The organism is Pseudoduganella namucuonensis (assembly GCF_900116645.1).
Classification (GTDB): Bacteria; Pseudomonadota; Gammaproteobacteria; order Burkholderiales; family Burkholderiaceae_D; genus Rugamonas; species Rugamonas namucuonensis.
Map to the genome: position 1 here is coordinate 1 of NZ_FPBO01000005.1, position 12917 is coordinate 12917.

The 12917-nt window shown below is 67.7% G+C and carries 7 protein-coding genes; 6 read left to right on the plus strand and 1 reads right to left on the minus strand.

The window, feature by feature from the left end; genetic code table 11:
- Nucleotides 1-257: transposase (locus BM436_RS06970; protein WP_177307035.1), on the minus strand; the 257-nt coding region annotated here is incomplete at its 3' end.
- Nucleotides 258-549: 292 nt separating this feature from the next.
- Here BM436_RS06970 and kaiC point away from each other — a divergent pair.
- The 6 genes from kaiC to BM436_RS07000 all read left to right on the plus strand — a co-directional run bounded on the left by kaiC (nucleotide 550) and on the right by BM436_RS07000 (nucleotide 12819).
- Nucleotides 550-2280 (plus strand): circadian clock protein KaiC, encoded by a 1731-nt coding sequence (gene kaiC, locus BM436_RS06975; protein WP_093554791.1) that lies wholly within the window; start codon nucleotides 550-552, stop codon nucleotides 2278-2280.
- Nucleotides 2281-2286: 6 nt separating this feature from the next.
- Entirely contained in the window at nucleotides 2287-2571 is a 285-nt protein-coding gene (locus BM436_RS06980; RefSeq protein ID WP_093554792.1) for a circadian clock KaiB family protein, read from the plus strand.
- A gap of 9 nt (nucleotides 2572-2580) precedes the next feature.
- Nucleotides 2581-5223, plus strand: a complete 2643-nt coding sequence (locus BM436_RS06985; RefSeq protein ID WP_229489503.1) for an EAL domain-containing protein — start codon at nucleotides 2581-2583, stop codon at nucleotides 5221-5223.
- A 70-nt stretch (nucleotides 5224-5293) separates the two neighbouring features.
- Nucleotides 5294-6769: a glycosyl hydrolase family 28 protein gene (locus tag BM436_RS06990; RefSeq protein WP_093554793.1), complete on the plus strand. Its 1476-nt coding sequence runs from the start codon at nucleotides 5294-5296 to the stop codon at nucleotides 6767-6769.
- A 182-nt stretch (nucleotides 6770-6951) separates the two neighbouring features.
- Nucleotides 6952-9861, plus strand: a complete 2910-nt coding sequence (locus tag BM436_RS06995) for a TonB-dependent receptor (protein ID WP_093554794.1) — start codon at nucleotides 6952-6954, stop codon at nucleotides 9859-9861.
- 96 nt (nucleotides 9862-9957) lie between these two features.
- On the plus strand, nucleotides 9958-12819 hold the full coding sequence (locus BM436_RS07000; protein ID WP_093554795.1) for a heparinase II/III domain-containing protein: 2862 nt from the start codon (nucleotides 9958-9960) through the stop codon (nucleotides 12817-12819).
- Nucleotides 12820-12917: the final 98 nt, after the last annotated feature.

Here is a 12917-nt window from a genome sequence, read left to right on the forward strand (position 1 = left end):
CACACATCCTCCCAGCCGCAACACAGCCCATAGATCCGCTGCGCAAGCAGGTCCCGCATGCTGTGTGCAACGCTGGCGCGACGGCGCTGGTCATCGAACACGCGCGCGATCGACTTGGTCAAGCCAATGCGTTGGTCGACCTGCCGCAGCAGCAGCACGCCACCATCACTGACGATATCGCCGCCATCGAATGCCGCCTCAATCACGCGGCGTCCGACCCTCCCCAAATCCACTGGTTCAACGGTACAATTTGGCATCGGCGGTCCTCGGTTGTTGTTAGGCGTGAGAACCAATAACAACGCGCTTCATGGCGTGGCCGCCGACCTCTTCTCATGAAATATCCGGGCTAGGCCGGGCGCCGCCGCGCCTGTCTCCGGAAAATCATTTAAATCTCTGATTTTGAAGGATTAATTTCCACGCGTGCTATAGTGGGTGTTCAATGTTTCGGAGGCACCGGCGTTCCCGCCGGCCCGCATCCCCCCGGTCGTTTCCTTGCGCAGCCCAAGTCTTTCGGCTGCCCGTTCCAGTTTTCCACCCAGGCATACGACCATGAAGCAGGCATCGACCGCCCCTCCGCAGGGCTGCCCCAAAGCGTTGACCGGCATCACCGGCCTCAACGAAATGACCGACGGCGGCTTGCCGATGGGACGCACGACCCTGCTCGCCGGCGGTCCCGGCTCGGGCAAGACCATCCTGGCGCTGCAGTTCCTGGCGCATGGCGCCCGCGATTGCGGCGAGCCGGGCATCTTCGTCGCGTTCGAGGAAACCTCGCAGCGCATCGTCGCCAACGCCGGCGGCTTCGGCTGGGACCTGCCGTCCCTGCTGGAAAAGAAGGTGCTGTACTTCCTGGACGCGCAGCCCGCGCCCGACCTGGTGTTGGCCGGCAATTTCGACTTGAGCGGCATGCTGGCGGCCCTGGAAGGGCAGGCCGGGGCCATGCGATCGAAGCGCATCGTCATCGACGCGCTCGACATCGTGCTGGCCCTGCTGCCCGACGCCATGGCCAAGCGCCGCGAAATCTACCGCCTGCACGACTGGCTGCTGCGGCACCGGATGACGGCCATCATCACCGCCAAGACCGGCGAGGGCGCCGAGAGCGTCATGCCGCAATCGTTCGGCTTCATGCAGTTCATGGTGGATTGCTCCATCGTGCTGAACCACAGCGTGGTGCAGGGCGTATCCCAGCGCAACCTGCGGGTGCAGAAATACCGCGGCTCGGCCTTCGACGAGAACGAGTCGCCCTTCCTGATCAGCAAGCGGGGCTTCGAGGTGGCCGTGGCGCGCACGCTGGGCCACGTGGACGCGAACGTGACCAACGAGCGCGTCTCGAGCGGCATCGAACGGCTGGACACCATGCTCGGCGGCGGCTACTACCGCGGCGCCAGCGTGCTCATCACCGGTTTCCCCGGCACCGCCAAGACCACCTTGAGCGGCGCCTTCGCGGAGGCGGCCTGCCGCCGCGGCGAGCCCACCATGTTCGTCAGCTTCGATTCGGACGGTTCGGAGGTGGTGCGCAACCTGTCCTCGGTCGGCATCGCGCTCGACGCCTATATCCAGAGCGGCTGCCTGAGCATGATCTCGGCGCGCACCATCACCGGCAGCGCCGAGACCTACCTGGTGCGCATCAAGATGCTGGCCCAGGAGCACGGCGCGCGCTGCCTGGTGATCGACCCGGTCTCCACGCTGTCGAAATCGGGCAACGAGCTGACGGCGCACAGCGTGGCCGAACGGCTGATCGACTGGTCCAAGGCGCAAGGCATCACGCTCGTGTGCACCAGCCTGCTCGACGAGATGTCCAACCAATCCGAGGGCGGCTCGCCGCTGCAGATCTCCACGCTGGCCGACACCTGGATCCACCTCAACTACCTGGTGCAGGCGGGCGAGCGCAACCGCGGCATGTCCATCATCAAGTCGCGCGGCACGGCGCACTCGAACCAGGTGCGCGAGTTGATCCTCAGCGACACGGGCGTGACGCTGGCCGACACCTACAGCGCCGGCGGCGAGGTGCTGATGGGCACCTTGCGCTGGGAGAAGGAGAGCGCGGAGCGGGTCAGCGCGGAACTGGCCGAGGCGGCCGCCCAGCTCAAGCAGGTCCAGCTGGACGCCGAGGAGGCCGAGCTGGAGGTGCGGCTCAAGTCCGTGCAGACCGAACTGGTGGCCAAGCAGGTCGAGAAGGCGCTGCTGATCCGCGCCATCGAGAGCCGGGAGCGCGAGGCCGCCCGCGGACGCAGCCGGATGGCGGAGCTGCGCGGCGCCGATCTCAACATGGCGGCGGAGTAGGGCGACATGGATCGCTTCTCCATCTACAAGTTCCGCCTGTACGTGGCGGGCGACGCGCAGAATTCCATGCTGGCCAGGGCCAACCTGCAGGCGCTGTGCGACACCCACCTGGCGCGGCGCTATGAAATCGAGGTGGTCGACGTGTTCCGCGAGCAAATGCGCGCGCTGGAGGACGGTGTCTTCATGACGCCCACCCTGCTCAAGCTGGAGCCGCCCGCCGCGCGCCGCATCGTCGGCACCCTGAGCCAGACGGCCGAGGTGTTGCTCGCCCTCGGCTTGCCGCCGGGTTAGGGCGCGGCCATGGAAGTCGAAAAACTGATCGCCACGCTGCACGAGAGCGTGGAGCGGCTGGAGCTGCTCACCGGCGGCGAGGTCGACACCGTCACCGACCGGCACGGCCGTCCCTTCCTGCTGCGCCGCGCGCAGGAGCAGATGCGCCTGGACGACGCGTCGCGCCAGACCGCCATGCTCAACGCGCTGCCGGCCCATGTCGCGATGCTGGGACCGGACGGCCTCATCGTGTCGGTCAACGACGCCTGGCAGCGCGGCGGCGCGATGGACGCGGCGCAGGCGCCCGGCCACCCGGTCGGCGGCAACTACGTGCGCCTGTGCGAACTGGCCGTGGGGGAGGGCGCGGACGGGGCGCGCGCCATCGCGGCCGGCGTGCGCGAGGTGCTGTCCGGGGCGCGGGAGCGCTACAGCACCCAGTACCGCTGCGCCGCGGACGGCGAACCGGTCTGGTTCCTGCTGACCGTGTCGCCGCTGTCGGCCGAATTCCGCCGGGGCGCGGTGCTGATGCACATGAACATCACCGAGCAAAAGAAGGGGGAGGAGGACCTGCGGCGCTTCCGCAAGGCCATGGACTCCACCGCCGACGGCATCTTCCTGCTCAGCCGCGCCACCATGCGTTTCGTCGAGGTCAACGACACTGCGTGCGCCATGAGCGGCTACAGCCGCCAGGAACTCATGCTGCTGGGCTCGTCCGACATCAGCGCCGGCCATCCCGCCGAGCTGGCCGACCTGTACGACGGCCTGATCGCCAGGGGCGGCAATGAAAGCGCCCTGGCCCGCATCCACCACAAGAACGACTCCTGGCTGCATGTGGAAATCAACCGCCAGGCGCTGCGCTCCGGGGACGACTGGATCATCGTCGCGGTGGTGCGCGACATGACCGAGCGCAGGCACGCCGAGCACCGCCTGCGGCACCAGGCCCACCACGACGGCCTCACCGGGCTGCCGAACCGCACCCTGTTCTACGAGATCCTGGGAAAGATGCTGGCGCAGGCGCAACTCAACGGCTGGCTGCTGGCGGTGCTGTTCCTCGACCTGGACAACTTCAAGGGCGTCAACGACACGCTGGGCCACTCCGCCGGCGACGAGCTGCTGGTGCAGTTCAGCGGGCGCCTCACCGGCTGCGTGCGGGTGCGCGACACGGTCGGGCGCCTGGGCGGCGACGAGTTCGCCCTGATCGTGCTGATGCCGGACGGCAACAACACGGCCGCCGCCGTGGCGAACAAGATCCGCGAGGCGCTGCGCCCCCCCTTCACGCTGGGCGGGCACGAGGTCGGCATGACGGCCAGCATCGGCATCACCATGCACCCGGCCGACGCCTCCACCCCCGAGGAGCTGATCAAGTACGGCGACACGGCGATGTACCGGGCCAAGCAGGCCGGGCGCGACACCTTCCGCTTCTTCACGCCGCAGATGAACGTCGAGGTGCTGGCCAGGCTGGACCTGGAGATCGCGCTGCGCAGGGCGCTGGAGAACGGCGAGTTCGTGCTGCACTACCAGCCCAAGGTGCAGGCCGCCAGTGGCCGCGTGGTCGGCGTCGAGGCGCTGCTGCGCTGGGAGCGGCCGGGGCACGGGCTGGTGCCGCCGCAGGCCTTCATCGGCGTGCTGGAGGAAACCGGGCTGATCGTGCGGGCCGGACGCTGGGTGATCGCCACGGCCTGCCGCCAGATCGGCGCCTGGCTGCGCTCCGGGGTCGGCCCGGTGAACATCGCCGTCAACGTGGCCGGCCGCCAGTTCGCCGAGGGCGACCTGGCCGCCGACGTGATCGAGGCGCTGACGCTGCACGACGCGCCGCCGGACCTGCTGGAACTGGAACTGACCGAGAGTTCGCTGATGGCCAACACGGAGCGCACCATCGCCACGCTGACCAACCTGAAGCGGCTCGGCGTGCAGATTTCGATCGACGACTTCGGCACCGGCTATTCGAGCCTGGCCTACCTGCGCCGCTTCCCCATCGACAAATTGAAGATCGACATCGCCTTCATCCGCGAAGTGACCAGCAATCCGGACGACGCCGCCATCGTGCTGGCCATCCTGGGCATGGCGCGCAGCCTGAAGCTGGGCGTGATCGCCGAGGGGGTCGAGACGCCGGCCCAGCTGGCGTTCCTGCGGCGCCACCACTGCGACGAGATCCAGGGCTACCTGTTCAGTCCCCCGTTGCCGGTCGCGGCGCTGGAACCGCTGCTGCTGCAGGACTTGCGCATGCCGTTGCCGGCGGCGGGCGAGGGCGTCCGGTACAAGACGCTGCTGCTGGTGGACGACGATCCCGGCGTGCTGTCCTCGCTGAGGCGCCTGCTGCGCCTGGACGGCTACCGCCTGCTGTCGGCCGGATCGGCGGCCGAGGGCTTCGACCTGCTGGCCAGGCACGAGGTCCAGGTGATCCTGTGCGACCAGCGCATGCCGCACATGAGCGGCACCGAGTTCCTGGACCGCGTCAAGGAAATGTACCCGGACATCTTCCGCATCGTCCTGACCGGCTACACCGACCTGGACTCGATCGTGCAGGCGGTGAACCGCGGCGCGATCTACCGCTTCTACACCAAGCCATGGGACAATAGGGTCCTGCGCGACGACCTGCGCGCCGCGTTCCGCCACTACGGCCTGCTGCACGATGTGGCGCTGGCCGACAACGACCGCGCCGGCGCCCGCTAGCAAACCCTTTACGGGAGCGCGTCCAGCCTGTTAATATCTCGTCTGATATCGATAACACAGGAGACGGCAAGTGCATAAGAAAACAATCGCGGCGGTGTTGTGCGCGCTCGCCTGCGCGGCGCAGGCCCAGGCCGCGCCGGCCACGCCGGCGGCGGCCGGGGCGGACCGCCTGCAGGTCTTCCCCTTCCCCCAGCCGATCAGGTACACCCACCACAACGACGACTTCACGGTGCGCGTGCGCACCCCGGGCGGCGTGTGGCGGGACCTGTACGAGTACCGCGTCAAGGTGGACCTCGACACCAAGCAGGAAGCCTCGATGGTGTACTTCAACTTCGACGGCGCCGTCGAGGTCTCGGTGCAGAAGAACAATGGCCGCTTCTCCACGGTGGCGGTGCGGCCGGACGCCAAGGGAATCAAGACCCGCGTGAAGGACGGCGTCGCCTACTTCACGCTGAACAAGCCGGAAAACCTCAGCGTCGAATTCGACGGCGACCGCCTGCACAACCTGCACCTGTTCACCCACGCGGTCCGCAAGGACATGCCGGCCGTCCCCGAGGGGCTGACCAGCGACCAGATCACCCAGGGCAAGACGCCGGACTTCACGCAACCCCGGGTCTTCTTCGGCCCCGGCGTCCACGCCGGCGAGTTCCGCCTGCGCTCGAACACCACGGTCTACATCCACGGCAGCGCCATGCTGAAAAATCCGCTCATCATCGACGGCGTGGAGAACGTCAAGGTGGTCAGCGACGGCCTGTTCCACGGCGTCGACCAGCTGCGGATACGCAACTCGCGCAACATCCTGATCGACGGCCCCATCTTCATCAACCAGCCCGAAGGCACCATGCGCTGCATCACCTCGCAGGACGTGGAGGAGCGCAGCATCCGCTCCATCGGCGGCGCCCCGTGGTCGGACGGCCTGGGCCACTTCGCCTGCCAGCGCGTCAAGATCAGCGACAGCTTCATCCGCACCTCGGACGACTGCATCACCATCTACAACCACCGCTGGGACATCTGGGGCGATTCGCGCGACATCACGGTGCGCGACTCCACGCTGTGGGCCGACATCGCGCACGCCGTCATGATCGGCATCCACGGCAACACGCCGACCGCGGCGCACCCCGAGCCCGAGGTCATCGAACGGGTCCGCTTCAGCAATATCGACATCCTCGAGCACGACGAGGACGACCCCGAGTACGAGGGCGCCATCGGCATCATGGCGGGCGACGACAACCTGGTGCGCGACGTGGTGTTCGAGGACATCCGCGTCGAGCGCATCGAGGAGGGCAAGCTGTTCAACCTGCACATCGCCTACACGCCCAAGTACAACACCAGCCCGGGGCGGGGCATCGAGGACATCACGCTGCGCAACATCGCCTTCACCGGCCAGGGCTCGCCCAGCGCCTCGGTGATCCGCGGCCACGATGAAAAGCGCAAGGTGAGGAACGTGCGCATCGAGAACGTCACCGTGGGCGGCAAGCGCATCACCGGCCCGGAACAAAACCTGCTGGACATCGGCCCCTTCGTCGAAGGCGTGACCTACAAGTAAGCCGCGCGGGACGGCGCCAAGCGGCGCCGTCTCTTTTGCCTCGATATGTGAACGATACCATGCCGCCTGCCCGGTGCCGGCGGCGCGTTTCCACGCGCCTACGCCCGGTCCGGTGTGGTATCGATACCATGTTGTTGTGAGTAAGCGAACCTGGCGCAACCAGGGAGGAGAGAAGGAAAATAATGAAGAAAAAATTCACCCATAACGGGCGCGGCCACGCGTTCCCCAGGCCGCTGGCGGCGCTCGCCATACTGGCCGGCGCCGGCCTGCTCAACGCGAGCGCGGCCCTGGCGCAGGAGGCCCCTCCGGCCACGGACCAGCCCAAGGCGGAAGCCAAGGCCAAGGCCAAGGCCGGGGCCATCGGGAAGCAGGGCGACAGCCAGACCGTGATCGTGACCGGCACCGTCGGCGCCACCGAGGCCAAGGCCGCCAACGTGTCCTACTCGGTGCTGGACGCCAAGGACCTGGGCAAGTTCGCGCCCATGAGCGCGGACGACTTCCTGCGCGACATGCCGGGCGTGGTGGTGGAGAGCAACGAGGGCGTGGCCCGCAACGAGTCCTACACCCGCGGCATGAGCGTGGGCACCGGCAGCCCCACCACCGGCAACTTCTGGACCGCCATCCTGGAGGACGGCCTGCCGGTGCTGCCGGTGCGCTTCAACAACTTCCAGGACAGCAGCTTCTACCGCGCCGACATCGGCACCAGCCGCGTGGAATCGGTGCGCGGCGGCTCGGCCGGCACCTCGGTGGCCTCGTCGGCCGGCGCGGTGTTCAACTTCCTGCCCGGCGCCATCCAGCCCGGCGCGGCCATCCAGACCCGGCTCGGCGTGGAGGGCGAGGATCCCCACCTGTCGTGGAAGCAGGTGGACGGCTACTTCGGCTGGAAGAACGAGCGCGGCGACCTGCGCGCCAGCGCCACGGGCTTCTACCGCACCTCGACCGGCGCGACCGACCCGGGCTACCCGCTCAACCTGGGCGGGCAGGTCAAGCTGCGCGTGCAAAAGAACTATGAACTGGGCGACGCCAGCGGCACCGTCGCGCTCACCGTCAAGCACCTGGACGACACCAACTCATGGAACGGCCAGTTCACGCAGCCGGCCCACGGCTATGTCGACCCGGTGCCGGCGCCGGGCTTCCTGCGCAGCGGCAATATGTTCATGCACGGCGGCCAGCACACCGTCAACACCAGCCTGATCGACGGCCCCGGCGCCAGCCGCTACCACGACCCGGAGAAGGGCGCCAACTACAAGCAGGACGCCGTGTGGCTGAAATGGGACCACGAGACCGGCGGCCGCTGGAGCTTCAACTCGGCGCTCAAGGCGCAGAACAGCAAGGCGCTGTTGCGGCAGGGCTTCTACGGCGCCGGCCCGGGCTCGCTGTGGGGCACCAACATCTTCCAGGACGCGTTCACCGTCAACCAGGGCATCGCCGCCAAGGGCACGGACACGGCCAACCTGAACCGCCAGCCCGGCTACTACGAGCTCTACGACCGGGGCACCGGCGCCGTGCGCGCCAGGATCTACAACAACGTCGGCAAGTCGAACGGCGTCAACTACCGCACCGGCGCGGCCTGCCCGGCCGGCAGCGCCGCCAGCCCCGCCCAATGCGTGGCCTACACCAACCTGCCGAACGCGAACTTCGACATGGCGGGCGGCCTGGTGAACGGCATCATGGTGCCGTCGGACAGCAACACCGTCAACAAGGACGTGGTCTACGTCACCAATTCGAACTTCGCCACCCGCGAATCGAAGGACTTGATGCTCAACTTCCTGGCCAACTACGCCGGCGACAATTTCCGGGTCCAGGCTGGCCTGTTCGCGGTGCAGGCGAGGCAGGGCCTGGTGACGTATTTCAACGGCCGCGGCATCTCGGCCTTCGGCAACGGCGAGATCGCCAACCTGGGCGCGCGCTTCGTGACCGACAAGGGCAGCTACCAGCTCACCGACGAGGGCGGCTGGGGACGCGTGGGCGGCGGCAACGTCGATGGCCTCACGCCCTACATCTACTCGAGCCGGCAGCGCGACATCCAGCCCATGCTGGGCGGCTCCTGGTCGCCGGGCAAGTGGGACTTGAACGCCAGCTACAAGGGCAACCTCACGATGGTGAAAACGCACACCATCCCCTTCGTGACCACGCCGCAGGCCAACGACGCCAACTCGCGCGGCTACGGCGGCCTGGACGGCAACGCGCTGACCTGGTACGACAACCAGAACTACGTGCGCGGCGCGACGGTCAATGCGTCGAAGAAGGTGTATCTGAAAAACTACAGCGGCTCGGTCGGCTACAACATCACCCCCGAGGACAAGGTCTATTACCGCCATAGCCTTGCCGGCAACAACATCATCGGCATTGTCAGCCGCTATCAAACCCAGTTCAACGCCGATAACAAACCCCTGTTCCCCCAGGTTGATCTGCGGCAGGACGAAGTGGCCTATGTATTCAACAAAGGCGCGCTCTCCGGTCAGCTGACGGCCTACCGCACCGAGATGCTGGAGTGGATACAGCAAACGCCTTTGACCGTCGATGGCAGCACCTACGTGGTCGAATACCTCAACCACTTCCTGACCAAGGGCTTGGAGGGCTGGCTGAAGTGGCGGGTCACGCCGAAGCTGAGCTGGAGCACCTCCGGCCTGTACTCCCAGGGGCGCGCGGTCGCCGTCGGCAGTTTCGCCGCCGGCGCCCCCGGTCCCGAGGACGACAAGCTGACCACCGTGGCCGGCATCATGGCCAAGACCCCGCGCTGGGTGGTGTCGAACACCGTCTCCTACCAGATGGCCGACTTCCAGTTCAACCTGCGCCATCGCTTCATGGCCAAGCGCAAGCGGGACAACAACCCGGCCGACCGGACCTACCTGCCGCCGCAGCGCAACTTCGACTTCTCGGTGGCCTACGCCGGCATCAAGAACGTGCGGATTTCGCTGGACGTGCGCAACGTGCTCAACAACAAGTACATCAGCGCCTACGACACGATGCTGCCGACCGTCACCGGTGTCAGCAAGAACGACATCATGCAGCAGCTGCCTGAATCGGGCGCGTGGAACGTGATGAATCCGCCGCGCTCGTACTGGCTGACGGCCCGCTACGACTTCTGATCGATCCGGACCGGCGCGTTCGCGTGCCGGTTTTATTGTGCCGCTCCCGTTGGGAAACCGCGGGAGCGCGGCTGTCAACTATCTCGAGGAACGCAAATGACCCGGTATTTTCAACCATGGCAGGTGGCGCATTGCGCGCTGGCCGTCCTGCTGGCCTGCGCCATGCTGCCGGTATCGGCTGGAACGGAACCGTCCGCGCCTGCGGACCTTCGGCCGCCGCGGCTGCTGGCCGGCGCGGACGCCGGCCCCGAGGCGCTGCGCGAGCGGGTAGGGCGGGACGGCGCCAAGGCCAGCATGCTGGAGGCGCTCAAGTCCCGCGTTCAGCCCTACGTGGAGCGCCACCGCGGCGACCCCGCGTGGATCGTCTCGCGCCTGCAGATGTACTGGCAGGCCAGGCACACGCAGGTCTACGTCAAGAACGGCTATTACGACCACGCCAGCGGCGCGGCGCCCGTGCCGACGGTGCGCTTCACCGGCGCGCGTGACACCGCCACCGACTACCAGACGCCGAAACTGGAGGACGTCAAGCCCTACATGGGCGAGAACGACCTGCTCTACCTCCAGCGCAAGAACGCGCCCGGCCAGCCCTGGGAATGGGTCACGCAGGCCAAGACCGGCCGTATCGTCGAATCGATCAACATGCGTATCGCCGAACTGGCGCGCGACGCGGCCTTCCTCTACTGGTACACCGGCGACGAAGCCTATGCCGGCTTCGCCTACGACATCTTCGACACCTATATGAGCGGCCTGTACCACCGCGAGATGCCGGTGGACCTGAACCAGGGCCACGACCAGACGCTGGTCGGCCTGCAATCCTTCGAGGTCATCCACGAGGACATCGCCGGCCCGCTGGCCGAGAGCTACGATTTCATGCGCGGCTACGTGGCGGCGCGCGCCGGCGGCAAACGCGCGCTGTACGACGCGGCGTTCAAGAAATGGGCGGACATCATCATCGCCAACGGCGTGCCCTGGAACAACTGGAACCTGATCAAAGCGCGCTTCGTGCTGCAGATCGCCGCCATCCTGGGCAAGGACGACAGCTACGCGGACCGGCGCGGCAGCGAACATTATGTCCAGGCGGTGATCGACGGCAAGGGCGCGCGCCAGTGGTCGCTGCGGCGCCTGCTCGACTTCGGCTACGACGACAAGACCGCGATGTGGAACGAGTCGGCCGGCTATTCGGTCAACGTGGCCGACGACTACCTGGAATGCCTGGAGATGCTGGACCGCCTGTTCGGCATCGACCTCCTGCCCCAAATGCCCGTACTGCCGCGCGCGGCGCTCGCCTTGCCGCAGTATCTGCTGCCGAACGGGCGCACCGTCGGCTTCGGCGATTCGCGCTACGACCTGTTGCGCACCGTGGCCGTCGAGCGCCTGCTGCACTACGCCGAGCGGCATGGGCGGGACGCCGACGCCAGATCGTACGCAGCGCTGCTGGCCGCCATGCGCGCCGCCACCGGTGTCCAGGGAAGCCGCGCCCCGGGCAGCGGCGTGCACGCGCTGTTCAGCGGCGCGCCGTCCCAGGGCGCCGCGATCCCAGGCGCGCCCAGCATCACGGACTACCAGACCCCGACCTTCTTCGCGCCGAACGCGAGCTGGCTGATACAGCGCAACGGCTACCAGGGCGCGCACGCGCGAGACAACGCGCTGGTCATTTCCCAGGCCGGCTCGGCCGGCAACCACGCGCACGCCAATGGCATCGCCATGGAACTGTATGCGCAAGGGATCAGCATCGCGCCGGAGAGCGGCCGCGGCTCGGGCTATTTCCAGCACGACCACCGCGAATACTATTCGCAGTTCCCCGCGCATAACACGGTGGTGGTGGACGGCGTCTCCACCTATCCTTCGATGAAAAGCAACCATCCGATGGCGGTGCAGGCGGTCTACCCGCGGCCGGGCAGTCCCGCCACGGCGGCGTTTCCGAACGTGACTTTCTCGGACGTGGCCTTCCGCGAGCCGGAGACGGACGCCGAGCAGCGGCGCGTGCTCGGCACCGTGCGCCTGGACGACAAGAGCGGCTATTTCGTCGACATCTTCCGCTCCCGGCGCCGCGACGGCAAGGACAAGTATCACGACTACATCTACCACAATCTCGGCCAGACCATGGCCTTCAGCACCGCCTCCGGCCAGGCGCTGGCGACGGCGCCGTCGCAGCGGCTGGTCTTCGCAGACGGCGACCTGATCGGCTACGACTACTGGTCCGGCCGCAGGTCGCTGGCGTCCACCCAGCCGCTCAAGGCGCGCTTCGACCTGAAGCTACCCGACCGCGCTGTGGCCATGACGGCGTGGCTGCAGGGCGCCGCCACGCGCGAGTTCTTCTCGGTGCAGGCGCCGCCGTCGACGGCCTGGCCCTCGGGCATGCTGCCCGCGGGCGTGGACAAGCTGCCGATGCAGACCCTGGTGGTGCGCCAGTCCGGCGAGGCCTGGACGCGGCCATTCACGGCGGTGTTCGAGGCGATGGGGAACGGCACGCCCGACAGCGTGTTGAAGGTGGAGGAAATCATCCCCGAGGGAGGCGCTGGCCGCGCGGCGGGCCTGCGCGTGACGGCGACGGGCGAACGCCGCCAGACCATCATGTCGAACGATGGCGACGGCGTCACCTTCGCGCATGGCGGGCAGCGCCTGGTGGGCCGCTACGGCATCGCGGCGGAGCGGGGCGGGGAGCTCGATTACCTGTTCCTGGGCCACGGGCGCGAAGTGGCGGGGCTGGGCTACGCCATCGCCGCCGCCGGCGAGGGCGATGGCGCCTCGGCCGCGCTGTGGCGCTCGCAGGGGCGCTGGCTGTACACCGCCAGCCGCCCGGCGCGCTTGCGGGTGCCTGCAGCCGCCTGGCCGGCCGGCATTACGCTGCGAGGCGGCGGCGGAATCGTCCGCATTTCCGGCCGCGCCGCCGTCGTCGGCGGCCGGCGGGTGCGTATCTTCGACATGCCCGCCATGGCGGCCACCACCATCCGCTGAGGGGCGCCATGCCGGACGGCGGCAACGGCCAACACCGCGTCCGCCGAGGCCGCACAGGTCAGGCATGCAATCGAATTAGGGTTTCGTGCCCTGATGTC

Excerpts from the sequence above, each read along its gene's own strand:
- kaiC (WP_093554791.1), top strand. The coding sequence starts at position 550 with ATGAAGCAGGCATCGACCGCCCCTCCGCAGGGCTGCCCCAAAGCGTTG.
- BM436_RS06995 (WP_093554794.1), top strand. The coding sequence starts at position 6,952 with ATGAAGAAAAAATTCACCCATAACGGGCGCGGCCACGCGTTCCCCAGG.
- BM436_RS06985 (WP_229489503.1), top strand. The coding sequence starts at position 2,581 with ATGGAAGTCGAAAAACTGATCGCCACGCTGCACGAGAGCGTGGAGCGG.
- BM436_RS07000 (WP_093554795.1), top strand. The coding sequence starts at position 9,958 with ATGACCCGGTATTTTCAACCATGGCAGGTGGCGCATTGCGCGCTGGCC.
- BM436_RS06980 (WP_093554792.1), top strand. The coding sequence starts at position 2,287 with ATGGATCGCTTCTCCATCTACAAGTTCCGCCTGTACGTGGCGGGCGAC.